The sequence below is a fragment of the Bradyrhizobium sp. BRP20 genome (assembly GCF_020194215.1).
In the GTDB taxonomy this organism is placed as follows: domain Bacteria; phylum Pseudomonadota; class Alphaproteobacteria; order Rhizobiales; family Xanthobacteraceae; genus Bradyrhizobium; species Bradyrhizobium yuanmingense.
In genome coordinates this window covers 326,973-343,842 of sequence record NZ_JADYVY010000002.1, presented here as the reverse complement: position 1 = coordinate 343,842, position 16,870 = coordinate 326,973, and the positions used below count along the sequence as shown (strand labels likewise).

18 protein-coding genes are annotated in these 16,870 nt (G+C 64.1%); 5 read left to right on the top strand and 13 right to left on the bottom strand.

The features are described 5' to 3' along the window. Window positions 1-36: 36 nt before the first annotated feature. The 3 genes from I6F33_RS06220 to I6F33_RS06210 all read right to left on the bottom strand — a co-directional run bounded on the left by I6F33_RS06220 (window position 37) and on the right by I6F33_RS06210 (window position 2,950). Entirely contained in the window at window positions 37-729 is a 693-nt protein-coding gene (locus I6F33_RS06220; protein ID WP_225125732.1) for a GNAT family N-acetyltransferase, read from the bottom strand. A gap of 4 nt (window positions 730-733) precedes the next feature. Continuing rightward, complete coding sequence (locus I6F33_RS06215; RefSeq protein ID WP_225125733.1) at window positions 734-1,081, bottom strand: Lin0512 family protein; 348 nt, start codon at window positions 1,079-1,081, stop codon at window positions 734-736. Window positions 1,082-1,294: 213 nt separating this feature from the next. Then, entirely contained in the window at window positions 1,295-2,950 is a 1,656-nt protein-coding gene (locus tag I6F33_RS06210; protein WP_225141569.1) for an acetolactate synthase large subunit, read from the bottom strand. Window positions 2,951-3,112: 162 nt separating this feature from the next. On the opposite strand from I6F33_RS06210, the gene I6F33_RS06205 reads away from it, so the two are divergent. Together I6F33_RS06205 and I6F33_RS06200 are read left to right on the top strand one after the other, a co-directional pair. After that, window positions 3,113-3,985 (top strand): bifunctional helix-turn-helix transcriptional regulator/GNAT family N-acetyltransferase, encoded by an 873-nt coding sequence (locus I6F33_RS06205; RefSeq protein WP_225140226.1) that lies wholly within the window; start codon window positions 3,113-3,115, stop codon window positions 3,983-3,985. A 55-nt stretch (window positions 3,986-4,040) separates the two neighbouring features. After that, on the top strand, window positions 4,041-4,427 hold the full coding sequence (locus I6F33_RS06200; RefSeq protein WP_109144036.1) for an ester cyclase: 387 nt from the start codon (window positions 4,041-4,043) through the stop codon (window positions 4,425-4,427). Between the two features lie 21 nt (window positions 4,428-4,448). Here I6F33_RS06200 and I6F33_RS06195 read toward each other — a convergent pair whose 3' ends face one another. After that, window positions 4,449-5,669, bottom strand: a complete 1,221-nt coding sequence (locus tag I6F33_RS06195; protein ID WP_225141568.1) for an MFS transporter — start codon at window positions 5,667-5,669, stop codon at window positions 4,449-4,451. A gap of 342 nt (window positions 5,670-6,011) precedes the next feature. On the opposite strand from I6F33_RS06195, the gene I6F33_RS06190 reads away from it, so the two are divergent. Further along, the gene (locus tag I6F33_RS06190; RefSeq protein WP_109144039.1) at window positions 6,012-6,467 is read left to right on the top strand and encodes a cupin domain-containing protein; all 456 of its coding nucleotides are present in this window, start codon (window positions 6,012-6,014) and stop codon (window positions 6,465-6,467) included. A gap of 13 nt (window positions 6,468-6,480) precedes the next feature. On the opposite strand, the gene I6F33_RS06185 is transcribed toward I6F33_RS06190, so the two are convergent. Then, window positions 6,481-7,056, bottom strand: a complete 576-nt coding sequence (locus I6F33_RS06185; protein WP_225141566.1) for a DUF308 domain-containing protein — start codon at window positions 7,054-7,056, stop codon at window positions 6,481-6,483. A gap of 77 nt (window positions 7,057-7,133) precedes the next feature. Beyond that, window positions 7,134-7,718 carry a TetR/AcrR family transcriptional regulator gene (locus tag I6F33_RS06180; RefSeq protein WP_225141563.1) on the bottom strand — a complete coding sequence of 195 codons (585 nt, stop codon included), beginning with the start codon at window positions 7,716-7,718 and terminating at the stop codon, window positions 7,134-7,136. An 80-nt stretch (window positions 7,719-7,798) separates the two neighbouring features. Between I6F33_RS06180 and I6F33_RS06175 the strand changes: the two genes are divergently transcribed. Further along, entirely contained in the window at window positions 7,799-8,299 is a 501-nt protein-coding gene (locus tag I6F33_RS06175; protein WP_036034193.1) for a peptide deformylase, read from the top strand. A gap of 163 nt (window positions 8,300-8,462) precedes the next feature. Here the strand turns inward: I6F33_RS06175 and I6F33_RS06170 are convergent, their stop codons facing one another. Together I6F33_RS06170 and I6F33_RS06165 are read right to left on the bottom strand one after the other, a co-directional pair. Beyond that, window positions 8,463-8,825: a helix-turn-helix transcriptional regulator gene (locus I6F33_RS06170; RefSeq protein ID WP_057028929.1), complete on the bottom strand. Its 363-nt coding sequence runs from the start codon at window positions 8,823-8,825 to the stop codon at window positions 8,463-8,465. Continuing rightward, window positions 8,825-9,487, bottom strand: coding sequence for an SRPBCC family protein (locus tag I6F33_RS06165; RefSeq protein WP_036000961.1), 663 nt, complete (start codon window positions 9,485-9,487; stop codon window positions 8,825-8,827). Before I6F33_RS06165 ends, I6F33_RS06170 begins: the two co-directional genes overlap by 1 nt. 173 nt (window positions 9,488-9,660) lie before the next feature. Here I6F33_RS06165 and I6F33_RS06160 point away from each other — a divergent pair, with 173 nt between their 5' ends. Further along, on the top strand, window positions 9,661-10,011 hold the full coding sequence (locus I6F33_RS06160) for a cupin domain-containing protein (RefSeq protein WP_109144042.1): 351 nt from the start codon (window positions 9,661-9,663) through the stop codon (window positions 10,009-10,011). A 161-nt stretch (window positions 10,012-10,172) separates the two neighbouring features. Here the strand turns inward: I6F33_RS06160 and I6F33_RS06155 are convergent, their stop codons facing one another. The 5 genes from I6F33_RS06155 to guaA form a co-directional block, all read right to left on the bottom strand. Further along, the gene (locus I6F33_RS06155; RefSeq protein WP_225141562.1) at window positions 10,173-11,429 is read right to left on the bottom strand and encodes a serine hydrolase; all 1,257 of its coding nucleotides are present in this window, start codon (window positions 11,427-11,429) and stop codon (window positions 10,173-10,175) included. Between the two features lie 307 nt (window positions 11,430-11,736). After that, on the bottom strand, window positions 11,737-12,747 hold the full coding sequence (gene cydB, locus I6F33_RS06150; RefSeq protein WP_225141559.1) for a cytochrome d ubiquinol oxidase subunit II: 1,011 nt from the start codon (window positions 12,745-12,747) through the stop codon (window positions 11,737-11,739). Continuing rightward, window positions 12,744-14,189: a cytochrome ubiquinol oxidase subunit I gene (locus tag I6F33_RS06145; RefSeq protein ID WP_225141557.1), complete on the bottom strand. Its 1,446-nt coding sequence runs from the start codon at window positions 14,187-14,189 to the stop codon at window positions 12,744-12,746. The genes cydB and I6F33_RS06145 overlap by 4 nt, the downstream gene beginning before the upstream one ends. A gap of 298 nt (window positions 14,190-14,487) precedes the next feature. After that, window positions 14,488-14,925, bottom strand: coding sequence for a nuclear transport factor 2 family protein (locus I6F33_RS06140; RefSeq protein WP_225141555.1), 438 nt, complete (start codon window positions 14,923-14,925; stop codon window positions 14,488-14,490). Between the two features lie 213 nt (window positions 14,926-15,138). Further along, window positions 15,139-16,737 carry a glutamine-hydrolyzing GMP synthase gene (gene guaA / locus I6F33_RS06135; RefSeq protein WP_225141552.1) on the bottom strand — a complete coding sequence of 533 codons (1,599 nt, stop codon included), beginning with the start codon at window positions 16,735-16,737 and terminating at the stop codon, window positions 15,139-15,141. Window positions 16,738-16,870 lie beyond the last annotated feature (133 nt).

The window sequence follows — 16,870 nt, the reverse complement described above, 5'->3', positions numbered from 1 at the left end:
GCGCGATTTCTCAGGATATGAAGCCCACGGTGCAGCTCATCCCTGCTTCATCAGCACGGTGACCTGCAGCCGGCGCCGAATCCGCATGCCCTGCCGCTGGTACAGCGCGATGGCAGACGTATTGCTCGCGAACACGTGCAGGAACGGAATTTCGCCGCGCGCCTCGATCTGGCGCGCGATGGCGGCGAGCAACGCCTGTGCGTAACCGCGACCGCGATGATCGGGATGCACGCAGACCGCCGTCATCTCGGTGAAATTGCCCGGCTTCATCCGCTCGCCGGCCATGGCGACCAGCTCGCCGCGTGCACGGATGCCGAGGAATGTGCCGAGCTCGTGCGTCCGCGCCGCAAACGGCCCGGGCTTGGTCAGCTCGGTCAGCGCCATCATGGCGGGAACGTCAGTCGCGCCGAGGCGGACGATCTCGGCATCGCGCAGCGAAGTGTCGGCGGGCGAGCCGATCAACTGCTCGCCGGGCTCCGCGAGCAGCACCTTGAAGCTGGCGGGAATTTCGACGGGCTCGGGCGTGAACAGCACCGCGACTTGCGAGCCCGACATGAGATCGCCGAGCGCCGCAAAACTTGCCGCGGACATGTCCGCCATATCGGCAAACGGCGTCATGTCCACGGGATAGCGCAGAGCCCGCGGGCCGCCCTCGGCCAGATGCTTCTGGCTCGTCGTCAACGCGCTCCAGATCGGGCGATCCAGCAGCGCCTCATCGCTCGCGGACATCGGCCTAATCCTTGTCGAAGCTGACGATGACGGCGGCATTGGCGATCAGGATGGGATCGTTGGCCACTTCCGTGGCCGAGGGGATCTCCAGCCCGCCCTTGACCGCGGTGACGGTCACGGTGCCGTAAGGCAGCTCCTTGGCGACGGCTTCCTTGTCGACGGCTTCTGGATTCGGCACGCCGATCGTGACGTCCACGTACATGTCGTTCGCGGTCTTGCCGATCATCCGGAAGAAGCCGAGGCTGGAATGCCTGATGGCATCGGAGACCGCGCGCTTGGCCGCCTTGGTGGCGTCCCTGCCGTGGACGTCGACGCCCATGCCCATCTCGGTGACACAACGAACGCGAGGCATGCTTTATTCCTGTGGCTGGTTGGGTAGTGGAGAGTTTCGACGATCGGCACGCCCAACACAAGTGTGGTTGTCATGTTGAACCGAGACGTGCGCCACAGGCTCCGTCATTGCGAGCGCAGCGAAGCAATCCAGAATCTTTCCGCGGTGACAGTCTGGATTGTTTCGTCGCAAGGGCTCCTCGCAATGACGAACGGTGAGAGCGTCGCACAAAATTCACGCCTTCGCCTTCTCGTGCGCCCGCAGCTCGTCGACCAGCACCCGTACGTTCTCCGAATAATCGATCGGGACCACGACCAGATGCACGCCGCCTTCCCTGAAGGCGGCATCGAGCGTCGTGCCGAAGCTGTCGATGCTTTCGATTCGATGACCCTTGGCGCCATAAGCCTTGGCGTATAGTGCAAAATCCGGATTGCCAAACGTCATGCCGTAATCGGCAAAGCGGTCGACGGCCTGCTTCCAGCGGATCATGCCGTAGGCCTTGTCCTCCAGCACCAGCACGACCAGGTTGAGCTTGAGGCGGACCGCCGTCTCTATCTCCTGGCTGTTCATCATGAAGCCGCCGTCGCCGGCAACCGCAAGCACGCGGCGGTCGGGATAGAGCATCGCGGCCATCATCGCCGACGGCAGGCCGGCGCCCATGGTCGCCAGCGCATTGTCGAGCAGCAGCGTGTTGGCGACGCGGGTGCGGTAGTTGCGCGCAAACCAGATCTTGTACATGCCGTTGTCCAGGGCGACGATGCCGTTCTCCGGAATCACCTGGCGGATGTCGTGCACGATGCGCTGCGGCGTCGGCGGCCAGCGCGCTTCGGTGGCGCGGTCGGCGATGTGCTTCAGTATCTCTTCGCGCAGCGGCAGCAGCGCCGCGGCCTGCGGCAGCTTGCCTTCGAGGCGATCCGCCAGCAGCTCCAGGCTCGGGCCAACATCCCCGACGACCTCGGCATCCGGGAAATAGACCTGCTCGACGCTTGCCGGCGTGTAGCTGACGTGAATGACCTTTGGCCCTGACGGCCCCATGATGAATGGCGGTTTCTCGATCGGGTCGTGACCGATCGCAACGATCAGGTCGGCAGCGTCAATGGCATCATGCACATAGTCGCGCTCGGATAAGGCGGCAGTGCCCATGTAGAGATTGGTGCCGCCGGGCACGGTGCCCTTGCCCATCTGAGTCGTGAAGAACGGAATGCCGGTCCGCCGCACGAAGCTTGCGATGCCGTGTGTCGACCGCGGCCGGCTGGTCGCAGCGCCCATCATCACCAGCGGCCGCTTGGCGGCCATGATCATCTCGGCGGCGCGGTCGAGCGCGGCGCGATGGGCGACCGGGATTTCGATCGGATGGACCGGGATCACGGGGACCGCAGGCACCTCGTCCCCGGCAACGTCCTCGGGCAGTTCGAGATGCACCGGCCCGGGCCGCTCCTCCATCGCGACGCGAAAGGCGTCGCGCACCACGGTCGGGATGCTGGAGGCGCTGACGATCTGGCGCGACAGTTTCGTGAGCGGCTTCATGGTCGCCACCACGTCCACGATCTGAAAGCGGGCCTGCCGGCTGCTCATGATCGGCTTCTGGCCGGTGATCAGGATCATCGGCATGCCACCGAGATGCGCGTAGGCGGCGCCCGTCGACAGGTTGAGAGCACCCGGGCCGAGCGTCGACAGACAAACGCCGGGCTTGCCGGTCAGCCGCCCGTGGGTGGCGGCCATGAAGGCCGCGGCCTGCTCGTGGCGGGTCAGGATCAGCTCGATCCTCGAAGCACGCAGCGATTCGACCAGATCGAGATTCTCTTCGCCGGGGATGCCGAAGATGCGGTCAACACCCTCATTCTCCAACGCCGCGACAAACAGGTCCGATCCCTTCGCTTTGCGTTCCATCCCGCCCAATGCCGCCTCCGCTCGTTGTGAATTCAGACTCCCCGAGCGGCCGCATGGTAACGGCTCCCGACACGGGAACAACTCACAAAGAGGCGCGCAACTGCAACTCGATCAGCTCTCGCACGATTGACAAGCCGCGATATCTGACTAAAGTCAGATATCATGCTCAATCCCGTCTCCCGCGTTCGCCGCTTCAACCGCGCCGTCACCTCTGCCGTCGGAGCACTCGATACGTCGTTTCTCGGGCGCGGCCGGCCGCTGGGTGCCGCGCGCGTGCTCAATGCGATCGGGCACGGGCGATCGGACGTGGCGGAGATCCGCGACTATCTCGGTCTCGATTCCGGGCTGATGAGCCGGCTGCTCCGCAGCCTCGAGGACGAAGGGCTGATCGAGACCGCCGCACGCGAGGACGATGCGCGGCGGCGCATGGCAACGCTCACACGGGCGGGCCGGCGCGAGTTCGCAGCCTACGAGGCGCTGTCCAACGCGCAGGCCGAAGGCCTCCTCGCGCAACATTCGCAACGCGAGGCGTTGCTGGCGGCGATGGACCTGATCGCCTCCGCGCTGACGCGCGAGCGCGTCGCGCTGGAGGAGACGGATCCGCGCTGCGAGCAAGCGCGCTACTGCCTCGGCGAGTACTATGCCGAGCTCGGCCGCCGCTTCAGCCAGGGCTTTGACGTCTCGCTGTCACGCGACCCCGACGCCAAGGACATGCGCCGGCCGCGCGGCACATTCCTCGTTGCGATGTCGGACACGCTGCCGATCGGCTGCGTCGGCTTGAAGGGCACCGATCACGGCTACGCCGAGATCAAGCGGCTGTGGGTCGCGCCCGCCGCGCGCGGGCTGCGGCTCGGCCGCCGCCTGATGGATGCGGCCGAGAGCGCCGCGCGCGAGCTCGGCATCGCACTGCTGCGGCTCGACACCAACAGCGCACTGCCCGAAGCCGGTCAGCTCTATCGCAGCACGGGCTGGCGCGAGATCCCGCGGTTCAACGACGATCCCTATCCGGACCTCTTCTTCGAAAAGCGCCTCTGACGCTGGACCGGTTCGCGGTCCTCGCGCGTTGGTCGAGGCCGTGGGAGCTTCGATAATGATGAGAGACGACCTCGCCGACATCTACCGCGCCTACATCGCTTGCCTGAATCGGCGGGATTGGCCGGCACTCGGACAATTCGTGCATGAGGAGGCCACCCACAACGCGCGGCCCCTTGGGCTTGCGGGCTATCGCGCGATGCTGGAACGGGATGTTCGGGAGATCCCCGATCTGCAGTTCCATATCGAGATGCTGATCTCCGATCCTCCCCGCATCGCCGCCCGATTGAAGTTTGACTGCACACCGGTCGGGACATTCGTTGGTCTTGCGGTCAACGGGCGGCGCGTGTCCTTCTGCGAAAACGTCTTCTACGAATTTCTCGACGGCAAGATCCGGCAGGTCTGGTCGGTGATCGACAAGGCCGCGATCGAGGCGCAGCTCTGACGCCACGCCTCGATCTCGAATTCACGCCGCCGCGGGCGCCACCTCGCCTTGCGGCTTTGCGAAGGGGCGGAACGTCATGGCCATCAGGAAGGCCCCTAAGCCCATCGCCCAGGAGGCGATGTAGAGCCAGGCATAGCTGGAGAAGGCATCGTAGATCAGGCCGCCGGCGAGCGGGCCGGTCGCCATGCCGAGGCTGCCTGCCATCGCCGTGCCGCCGATCACCGTGCCCATCATCTTGAGCGGGAAGTTCTCGCGGATCAGAACGGCATAGAGTGGCATAGTGCCGGCATAGATGAAGCCGAAGATCGCGCCGACCGCATAGAACGTCGTCAGCTGTTGCGCGAAGACATAGGCGAGCGCGCCGAAGGCCTGCAGCAGCAGGCCCGAGACCAGCACGCGCTTGGCGCCGAAGCGGTCGCCCATCAGGCCGAAGGCGATGCGCCCGCCGAGGCCGGCAAATCCCTCGATGCTGTAGATCGTCACCGCTGCGACCAGCGGGATGCCGCAACTCACGGCATAGCTGACGGTGTGGATGATCGGGCCGGAATGCGTCGCGCAGCAGAAGAAGTTGGTGGCGAGGAGGATCAGGAATTGCGGCGAGCGCAACGCCTCGCCCATCGACATCTCGTTTTGTCCGGCGGTTTCGCCGGCGGGCGCGGCCGGACCTTGCGCGAGCGCCGGAGGACGGCGCACCAGGAACGAGACCGGGATCATGATGGCGCCGACCACGAGCGCGATGATCTGCATCGAGGTGCGCCAGTCGTGGCCGGAGACGAGCCAGGCCGCCAGCGGCGACATCGTCATCGGCGCCATGCCCATGCCGGCCGAGACCAGCGACACGGCGAGGCCGCGATTGGTGTCGAACCAGCCCGTGACGGTCGCCATCATGGGCGCGAAGATCGCCGCGCAGGCGGCGCCGACCAGCAGGCCGAACACGATCTGGAACACGAGAAGCGAGGTGGCGTGGCTCGCCGCAAACAGGCTGAGCGTCAGCACGACCGATCCCGTCACCACCACCGGCAGCGGCCCGAACCGGTCGGACAGCGTGCCCCAAGCCATGCTGGTGAAGGCCATGGCCAGAAAGCCGATCGTCATCGCGCTGGAGATGCCGGTCACCGACCAGCCGGTGTCCTTGGTGATCGGCTGCAGGAACACCGGCAGCGAAAACATGCCGCCGATCGCGACGCAGCCAAGCACGCCGCCGGCGGCGACGATCACCCAGCGATAGTTGGACGAAGTCATTTCAGTCTCCCGTCAGGTCTGTCTCGCGTGAAAGACGAACGGGAACTGCGCCCGCCGACAGGCCGACGTCATTTTTGCCGCACGCTTTCGTGAGCGGCCAGCAAAACTCGAAAAACAACCCCATGCACAGTAGCCGGCGCTAGCGGGATCAATGACTTACCTACCAGGAACGACAGCTCAGCGGCTCCCTGTCCTCGCGCGACATCATCACAGATCGGTTTGACACGTCGGGCAAAACAGCCGCAGAATGACAGCATCCCACACATATTGATCTGGTCCGCGATGTTCATCGTGATGATGCTTCGCGCCGCCGGTCTGTTGGTGGATTGCAGGGAGTCCCACATGCCAAAGATCGACGTCGCCGCCGTGCCGGCCCGCAAGGGCTCCGGCTATCCGGCGCCTTTCAATGCGCCTTGCGCCGAGCGCATTCGCAAGCGGCTCGGCGATGCCGGAGGCTTGTCGGATTTCGGCGTCAACCTGATGCGCCTGCCGCCGGGCACCTGGTCGAGCCAGCGGCACTGGCATTCGCACGAGGACGAGTTCGTCTACATTCTCGAAGGCGAAGTGACGCTGATCGAGGATGGCGGCGAAACCGTGCTGCACGCCGGCGATTGCGCCGCCTTCCCCAAGGCCAGCGGCAACGGCCATCACATGATCAACAGGTCGAGCGTGACGGCGGTCTATCTCGAGATCGGCTCACGCTCGCCAGCCGACCTCATCACCTGCTCCGACATCGACATGATGAGCCCGGCATCGGATGGCCGCTTCCTGCACAAGGACGGCACGCCCTATCCGTAAGTGACATTGCGGCTCACAGGGCCGCACTACGGCGCCAGTCGCCGACCGTGAGCCAGACCGCCGAGACCAGGAAGTAGATCGCGCCGACGGCGGCATAGCCCGCGACATTCGCAATCGACGGCACCGCAGGCGTCGCGGCCTGGAAGATGAAGAAGCCGCCCGCCAGGGCCGACTGGCCACCGCTGAGCACCATGGCCCATTGCGCGCCGAGACGCTTCCAGCGCCGCACGGCCGTGCCGAGCTGGAGCAATCCGGACAGGATCGCCCAGGCTCCGAAGATTCCGAGCACCCAGTTCATGCTGACCTGCAAGGCCAGGATGACCGCAATGGTGGTGGCGAGGCTGACCAGCACGTTCAGGCCCTGCGTGCGGTTCTGGTTCAAGCCACCGCTCCAGAGCGCGTCGAGATAATTGGCGGCAGCGTCCCAGGCCGGATAGGCAACGAGCAACGTCGCTGCGATCACTGCCGATGACGGCGCGATCGCGAGGGCCGCAATGACCCAAGCGACGGAAAACGCGGCACGCATGAAGTAGTACCGTTTCAGCCATTCCGCCTGGTCGGCGCCCAATGCCATCTCCCTGGTTCTCATTTTCTGCTCCTTACCTACTAGTTGGTAGTTTACGTACGACGCCGAAGCACCGCCCTGCCCTGCCTGTGCCGATCTCGTCAGTGCCTGGTGGAAAGCCGCTCCAGCAGCGGCCGGGTGATTGTCCCGAAGATTTTTGGATCGCCATAGGCCCGCGCCGACAGCATCGCGCCGTGAACGGTTGCCATGAATCCCTCCGCCTCGGCCCGCGCGGTGCCGGAGAGATGGAGCCGGCCTTGCCGCTTGCCGCGCTCCATCACCAAAGCCAGCCACGACGACACGGAGCGGAAATGCGCGCGGACTTCGAGCGCCACTTCCTCGGGCAGAATCGGAAGCTCACTGGCAAGGAGCGCGCAGACGCAGAAGGGAGCCGTCGCATCCTTGATGCACGCCTCCCAATAGGCGATGTAGCTTTTGAGCTGCTCGGCGGGGTCGGCGACATTGCGCTCGAGCGCCGACAGCCCTGCCTGGGCCTCCTCGCGATAGCGCGACACCAGGGTGCGGACCAGATCGACCTTGCTGGCAAAGTGGTGGTGGATGCTCGGCTTGCGGATGCCGACGACATCGGCGATGTCGGCGTAACTGAAGCCGTTGTAGCCGCCCGCGATGATCAGCGTACGGGCGCAGCCAAGAATGTCGTCTGCGGTCGAGGAAGCGGTGCTCATGGCGCTTAGCTACCTTCCAGTAGGTAGGCGGTCAAGCGAGGATGCTTCAATGATCCGTGAGTGAGTGGTAGGAGCCCTGCATGACCATCCGCCCGATCGTGCGCTATCCCGACCGCCGGCTTGCGCTGCCGGCCCGCCCCGTCACCGCGTTCGACGATTCCTTGCGCGAGCTCGCGCAGGATCTGCTCGACACAATGCGCGCCGCGCCCGGCATCGGCATCACCGCGCCGCATATCGGCGTGCCCTTGCGCGTCGTGGTGCTGGAGCTCGACGCGAAGGACGGCCCGCAGACCTACGTCAATCCGGAGATCACATGGGTCTCGCCGGAGATGATCATGCACCGCGAAGGCAGCGTCTCGATGCCGGGGATCAACGACGAGGTGCAGCGACACGCGCGGGTGCGGATCAGCTATCGGGATCTCGACGGCAACATGCACACCGAGGAGTCCGAAGCCCTGCGAGCTGTCTGCCATCAGCACGAGATCGACCAGCTCGACGGCATGTTCTGGATTCAGCGGCTGTCGCGGCTGAAGCGGGAGCGGCTGGTGAAGAAGTTCGAGAAGATGTCGCGGAATTCGTAGGGTGGATTAGCGCAGCGTAATCCACCTGAGTACGACAAAATGAGAGAGATGGTGGATTACGCCGCCCGCTGCGCTTCGCGGCGGCCTGCTAATCCACCCTACGCTACTGCCTGTGTGGGACACCCCGGATTACGCTGCGCTCCATCCGGGCTACGGAGCCCGATTACGCCCTCTTCCCTGTCCGCTTGATGATCGGCGCCTTGCGACGCTCGCGCTTGCCGCGCGCGATCTCGGTGGCGAGCGCGTCCAGCTTCGGCTCCCAGAAGATCCTGAACTGGCCGACCCAGGCATCGACCGCTTGCAGCCCGGCGGCGTCGACCGAATAGAGGCGCCTTTGCGCCTCCGCCCGGACGCTCGCAAAGCCGCTCTCGCGCAGCACCTTGAGGTGCTGCGAGACGGCGGCCTGGGTGATGCCGAACTCGGCTCCGATGACTTCGACGACCTCGCCGGACGCCATCTCCTTGAGGCCGAGCAGCTCGAGGATGCGGCGGCGCACGGGATCGGCGAGGACCTCGAAGGCGTGCATCAGCTTCCGGTGCCGGGATGAACGATGTCGGGCGGCATCTCGCCGCGATAGAATGCGATGGTGCGGTCCGAGCGCTGCTTCGCCTCGTCAGGATCGACCCCGCTTGCGACATGCGCCGCACGCCAATATTCGCCGCTCGTCGTCATGAAGTCCTTGCCCTCGGGCGAGACCATCCACGCCTCCGCCGTTTCATGATCGACCGATGCCCCGGTCGCAAGATATCGCTCAAGTCCCGCAAGCGCGAGGTCCCAACCGATACCGACCGCACCCGGACCGAACTGATTCCAATGATCCTCGATGATCGCGGTGTGCTCAAGCGTCAGGCGCGCCTGGCTCCGCTCGGCTTTCAGGCTGACGTCGATCCAGCTCGTGGCGCCGCCGAATTCCCAGGTCGCGGCGAAATGGGTGGGCGGCGTGCAGGACGTGATGGTGCCGCCGGCATTGCCCTTGACCTGGTAGCGTCCGCCGAGCCGGAGGTCGCCCTCGACCGGCGCAAACCAGCGCGGGATCCGCTCCCTGCTGGTCACGGCGTCCCAGAGATCGTCGACGCTGGTGTCGTAGAGCCGCGTTAGCGTCACCGCGCTAGCCGGCTTGCCGTCTCTCTCCAAGCTCCTCACCGAGCGCGTCACAAGCCCCAAGACCCTGGCGACGTCGATCTGCATTTTCGGTTCTCCCTGTGGTTCATCCGCCGAACAAATATCGATCGCGACTAATATAAGTCAATACTTATATTGCGCGACGTTCCGCTGCGTCAAACCGCCCGCGAGGCGGAACCAAACAACGGCCACGGCGTCTATCGGTGCCCTCCCCCAGCCCCACAAGACGGAATGACCTCATGAAAGTTCGCAAATTCGCCATCGCCGACGCCTCGCTCGAGCGCTCACCGGGACAGGATGGCGATATTTTCGTCGCCAACATGGTCGACCAGCGCCACGGCGGACCTATCACGATCGGCTTCGGCCGCTACGCGCCGAACCAAAATCTCAAGGAGACGATGAAGGTCGACGATGTCATGATCGTGCTCGAAGGGAAGCTGTCGGTCACGAGCGACGGCAGCACCGTGACCGCGGGGCCCGGCGAGATCGTCCATATGCCGAAGGGCGAGACGGTCACGATCCGCTCGCACGAGCAAGGCGCCGTCACCGCCTATGTCACTTATCCGCATTGGCAGGAGGCGCATGAGTGAGGCACGAGCTGCGACGCCCTACCCGCCGGGCATCAGCGCCTTCGCCAGCTCGTAGGGCGGATTAGCCGAAGGCGTAATCCGCCATCTGCCAACACGGCGCGGCGAGAGATGGTGGATTACGCCGGCGGGCTGCGCTTCGCGCAACCGCAGGCTAATCCACCCTACCCGCCCGTCACTAGCGCCTTCGCCAGCGCCATATAGGCCGGCAGCGTCACGGGATCGTTGGCGGCGTTACCCGCCATCGGATGCGAGGCGTAGCGTGCGATCACCATCTCGGCCTTGGGATCGATGTAGATGCCCTGGCCGTAGACGCCGCGCGCCATGTAGGCGCCGTGCTCATTGTGCGTGATCCACCATTGATTGCGGTAGGAGGCGCCCGGCAGTGTGGTGTAGCCGGCCGGCTTGAATTTTTCGGGATCGCCGCCGCGCGCGATGTCCTCGACCACCTGCGACGGCACGATCTGGCGGCCGTTGAAGCGGCCGTGGTTGCGCATGGTCTCGCCGAAGCGGGCGAGATCGCGCAACGTGGTGGAGAGGCCGCCGCCGCCGCTCTCGGTGCCGATGCGATCGACGTGATAATGCGCATCCTCCTCCGCGCCCATCGGCTGCCAGATCCGCTCCGACAAGAGATCGGACAGCGTCAGGCCGCTGGCGCGCCTGATTATCCACGCGAGCACGTCGGTGTTGACGGTCTTGTAGGCAAAGGCCGTGCCGTGCTCGCCTTGCTTCTTCTGCGCGATGAGGAAATCGAAGATGGTGGTGGGGCCGTCATAGCCCGGAGGGATCGGCGCCATGCCGTTGGCGCGCCTGAGGCCCCACACGTCCGAGTTCTTGTCGGTGTAGACCTCGGTGTAGAGCAGCCCCGTGGTCATATCCATGACCTCGTGCACACGCGCATCGCCGAACGCGCTTGGCTTCAGCTCCGGAACATAGTCGACGACGGGCGCCTGCGGATCGACCTTGCCCTCAGCGACCAGAATCCCCGCGAGCACGCCGGTGAACGACTTCGTCACCGACATCGCGATATGCGGCTTGTGCGGCTTCAACGCGCCGAAATAGCGCTCATAGATCAGCCTGCCCCGGTGCAGCACGGCGATGCCGTCAGTGTAGGTCTCCTCCAGCATCTTTTCGAACGTCATGGGTCGGCCGTCCATCGTGACCGAGGCAACCCGGCCGATGTCCTGCTCCGCCCGCGGCAACACCGACGCCGGCCCTGCCCCGCGCCAGACGTTCACGGTCGGCACGAGCTGGCGGATGTTGCTCCAGGCCCAGCGCAGCTCGGGGAAGCTGCGGAAGGAGCCGTCCTGGAAGGTAATGAGGCGGTCGGGGGATGGCGGGAAGCCGCGCATATAGCCGAGGGTTTCGGGGTCGGTTTCAGCGGCAGCAGGCTGCTGGCTGGCGGCAGTCGCGACGGACATTAAGCGGGCTCCTTGGAGACGATGCGGATGTCGTATCACGGGAGCAGAGGTCGGGCATCCGACGTTTGTGCCGGGTAGCTACGCAAAGTCGAGATGACGTGGCCAAGCATGGCACGCGAACGGCTCGCAGCGCCGCACTATGCCGAAAGAGGAGTGGCAGCCTGCCGATCCTGCCCGCTCCGGATTCCTCATCCCGCCTTGAGCAACCACCGGATCGGCAATGCGACCACGAAGAGCGTGGTGACACCTGCAGCCCACAGCGTCACGAACCATAGCAGCTGCCTCCAAGTCCGCGATGCGCGCAGCATCAGTGATACCCCTCGCCGTGCCGCACCTTGCCGCGGAAGATCCAATAGACGTAGCCGGTATAGACAAGGATCACCGGTACCAGCACCGCCGCGCCGACGAGCAGGAATAACTGGCTGCTGGGATGCGTGGCTGCCTGCCAGATCGTAATCGAGGGCGGCACGATCATCGGCCACATGCTGATGCCGAGCCCGACGTAGGACAGCACGAAAAAACCAAGTGCGCACAGGAACGGCACCCCATCCTCGCCCTTTGCGAGCGCGCGGTGAAAGCGCCATGCCAGCAGGGCCAAGAGAACTGGCACAGGCGCTGCGTAAAGCATGTTCGGCAGCGTCAGCCATCGCTCCCGGAACGCAGGGCTTTGGATGACCATCATCAGTGATATGAGGGCGATGAAGCCGAGTGTCGCAAATCCGAGAACGCGTGCGTAGTTGCGGCAGCGTGCCTGAAGCGCGCCGTCGGTCTTCCAGATCAGCCAGCATGCGCCGAGCAGGCCGTAGCCGACGACAAGAGCAATACCGGTCAAAACCGAGAAAGGCGTCAGCCAGTCCCACCACCCGCCGGCGTAAGCACGCCCCTCCACGCGGATGCCCTGCACGATGGCACCAAGGCAAACGCCCTGGAGCAATGCGGCCGCAAAGCTGCCCCACGAGAAGGCGCGGTCCCACCATATTTCACCAGCCGACGTCCGCGCTCGAAACCGCATTTCGAAGGCTACTCCGCGGAACACCAGCGCCAGCAGCATCAGAATGAGCGGCATATAAAGCGCAGGAAAAATCGTCGCGTAGGCCAGTGGAAACACGGCGAACAATCCGCCGCCACCGAGGACGAGCCAGGTTTCGTTGCCGTCCCAGACCGGTGCCACCGAGTTGACCATGACATCGCGATCGGGCCTCGCCACCTCGGCCGGAAACAGGATGCCGACGCCGAGGTCGAAGCCGTCCATCACGACGTAGAGCAGCACGGCCGTGGCGATCAGGAGCGCCCAAATCAATGTGAGGTCGATGCTCATGGCCGGATCCCCGCTTGCCGCGGCTCTGGTCTGTGCGTGTCTGACCCTGCTATCAAGGCTGGCGCCGGCGTGATGCCGGCCGTGCGGACCGGCTGGCCTTGTGGCGGTCCGTGCTCGCCGGCTTCAGGGGTCTGGCGGAAGAGGTGAAACAGATAAGCAATCCCCGCGCCGAACACGACAAAGTACACGACAACGAATGCCGCCAGAGACGCGGCCACCGCCGGCGCTGCGATCGGCGCCACGCTATCGGCGGTCCTCAGCAGTCCATAAACCGTGAATGGCTGGCGTCCCGCTTCCGTCACTGTCCATCCAGCCGTCACAGCGATCAGCCCCGACGGCCCCATGGCCACGGCAAAGCGGTGCAGCCATGGCGTGTCGTACAGAGCGTCGCGCCAACGCAGAACGAGCGAGGCCATGCCGAGCACGATCATCAGAATCCCCAAGCCGACCATGATGCGGAACGCCCAGAAGACGAGCGGAATGTTGGTCGGCCAGGTGTCTTTCGGGAAAGCCTTGAGCCCCTTGACCTCTCCATCAAGGCTATGCGTGAGATAGAGGCTCGCAAAGCCAGGAATGGCAATTTGGCCGCGCGTCACCCCGGCTTCGGCGTCCGGCATTCCGAACAGGATGGAAGGCGCGCGGCGCTCGGTCTCGAAGTGACCCTCCATGGCGGCGACCTTGGTGGGCTGGTGGTGATACGAATTCACCCCATGCAGATCGCCGATCAGAAGCTGTAGCGGGGCCACGATCGCGGCCATCCACATCGCCATTGAGAACATGATGCGAGCGCGTTCGTTCATCCTGTTCCGCAGCAGGTGCCAGGCGCCCACGGCTCCCACGATCATCGCGGTGGTCAGGTAAGCCGCGGTGACCGTATGGGCGAACCGATAGGGGAACGACGGATTGAAGATGATCGCGAGCCAGCTCTCGGGGATGAATTGGCCGTCCGCTCCCATCGCGTGTCCTGCCGGCGTCTGCATCCAGGAATTTGCGGCTAGAATCCAGAAGGCCGAGAGCAAGGTGCCGCCCGCGACGAAACAGGTCGCGACGAAATGCAGGCGCGGGCCAACGCGTCCCAGGCCGAAGAGCATGACTCCAAGGAAGCCGGCCTCGAGAAAGAATGCCGTCAGCACCTCGTAGCCGAGGAGCGGCCCGAGCACCGGGGATGTCTTGTCGGCAAACACCGACCAGTTCGTGCCGAACTGGTATGACATGACCAAGCCCGACACCACGCCCATGGCGAAAGCGACGGCGAAAATCTTAAGCCAATAGCGGTAGGTATCGAGATAGGCGCCGCGGCCCGTCCACAGCCACAGCCCTTCGAGCACGGCAAGATAGCTCGCCAGTCCGATGGTGAAGGCCGGAAATAGGAAGTGCCAGACCACCGTGAAGGCAAACTGGAAGCGCGCGAGATCCAACGCGCTGGGTAATAAGTCGGACATAGCTCCGCCCCCGACATCAAGTGCGGCCCGCAGCTAACGCTTTCAACCTACGCTTGTTCCAGCTGCCTCGAACATCCGATGTCGAGGGTTTTAAGCATTCTCTGCGGGCGCTGTCCTTGAAGGCTATCCTCGGCACATTACCATCTCAATATGCCGGAATGTCCTACCCCGCGCACGGCCTGCAACGGACGAGTTGCGGTTGAGTTCGACGCGCAGAGGCCGTTCTGCCGGCTTCGAAGAGCCGGCGCCGAGCTTCTTTGATCAATGCAAGTTCTGGCGCGCTGCCGTTGGGCAAGCCTCACAAGAGGCCATTGTCCTTGAGCAGTTGAACTTCATCACCCGTAATCCAGCCGAAAACCTTCAGCAGCCCATCATTCCGCTCAAGCAGATAGGCATTGGTAAAAGGCACGTCGATACGCCTGCCATCTTTCTCGAATTCGCTGCTCCAGCCCACGTGGACAAGGCAATGTGTTTCATCGATCGAATGCATCTCGATCTCGGAGACGGTGACCACCTTGTTTCCGATCTGACGGTAGCGCTCGTATCCTTTTGAAATCCGCTCGACAAAAGCGTGATCGTTGTCCCCTGCCATGACACCCTTTGGTCCTGCAGCGATATATTGGGTGGAAAAAAGCGAACGAAAAAACTCCTCATCAAGAGTACCGTCCAAGCCATCTCTGAAGGCTTGGGCATATCGTTCAAAGAACTGTTCCACTTCGCTTGTCGAGATGGTCATCGCAACTCCTCCTTCGACTTCGAGAAAATGTTGCCAGATCCGCCGCAAGCTGACGGTGCGCTACCTATCGATCTTGGCAAAGATGGACCCTGTGCCAGCGACGCGAGTCTTGCCGGCGCTCGCAAGCACCAGCTTGAAAACGAAGAAGCCCGCATCTCTGCGGGCGTTCCAGGGTTTCACCTTTCTGGTTCCGGGCCGTGCCAACCAACCAGATCACTCCCACTCGATCGTCCCCGGCGGCTTGCTGGTCACATCATACACCACGCGGTTCACGCCCTTCACCTCGTTGATGATCCGCGTCGCGGTCTCCCCTAAGAACTTCATGTCGAACTGGTAGAAGTCCGCGGTCATTCCGTCGGTCGAGGTCACGGCGCGCAGGCCAACGACGTAATCGTAAGTGCGGCCGTCGCCCATGACGCCGACGGTCTTCACGGGAAGCAGCACGGCGAACGCCTGCCAGATTTCGTCGTAGAGGCCGTGCTTGCGGATCTGGTCGATGTAGACGGCGTCGGCCTTGCGCAGGATGTCGAGCTTGTCCCGGGTGATGTCGCCGGGGCAGCGGATGGCGAGGCCCGGGCCCGGGAACGGGTGGCGACCGACGAAGATTTCGGGCAGGCCGAGCTCACGGCCGAGCTTGCGCACCTCGTCCTTGAACAGCTCGCGCAGGGGCTCGACGAGCTTCATGTTCATGCGCTCAGGAAGGCCGCCGACATTGTGGTGCGACTTGATCGTGACGGAAGGTCCGCCGGTGAAGGAGACGCTCTCGATCACATCAGGATAGAGCGTGCCTTGCGCCAGGAAATCGGCGCCGCCGATCTTCTTGGCTTCCTGCTCGAACACCTCGATGAAGAGGCGGCCGATGGTCTTGCGCTTGGCTTCGGGGTCGGTGACGCCCTCGAGCTCGCCGAGGAATTGCTTGGAAGCGTCCACGTGGACGAGCGGGATGTTGTAGTGGTGGCGGAAGAGGTCGACGACCTGCTCGGCCTCGTTGAGGCGCATCAAGCCGTGATCGACGAACACACACGTCAGCTGATCGCCAATGGCCTCGTGGATCAGGACGGCCGCCACGGCCGAATCGACGCCTCCGGAGAGGCCGCAGATCACCCTGCCCTTGCCGACCTGTGCACGGATTTTTGCGATCTCCTCCTCGCGGAAGGCGCGCATGGTCCAGTCGCCGGTGAGGCCGGCGATCTTGCGCACGAAGTTGCGGATGAGCTTTGCGCCGTCGGGCGTGTGCACCACTTCGGGGTGGAACATCAGGCCGTAATATTTGCGCTTCTCGTCCTGGATGATTGCGAAGGGCGCATTCGGCGAGGTGCCGGCGACGGAGAAGCCCGGCGGCATCCTGGTGATGCGGTCGCCATGGCTCATCCAGACCTGGTTCTTGCTGCCTGACGACCAGACGTCTGCGAACAGCTGGCTCTCGGCCTTCACCTCGACATCGGCGCGGCCGAATTCGCGGTGATGGCCGCCCTCGACCTCGCCCCCTAACTGGGCCGCCATGGTCATCTGGCCGTAGCAGATGCCCATCACCGGCACGCCGGAATCGAAGATGAGTTGCGGGGCGCGGGGTGATCCGGCTTCATGCACCGACTCGGGGCCGCCGGAGAGGATCACCGCTTTCGGCTTCATCTCCTCGAAGGCGGCTTCCGCCTTGTTGAACGGGACGATCTCGCAATAGACGCCGTCCTCGCGCACGCGACGCGCGATCAGCTGCGTCACCTGGCTGCCGAAGTCGACGATGAGAATCTTGTCGTGCGCCGAGGCCACCGAGGGCGTCGACGCGGAGCGGTCGTTCTGTGCTGCTGTCATGGCCAGCCAATACGCTGGCGGCGCGCGGGCCGCAACCGCGGTGGTGGAGCGCCCACATGCTTCTTTGGGCATGGACACCAGGGCTTAGGTAAGTAATATTTACCTAATTTGTTCAACGCAAACGTCGTCGCAA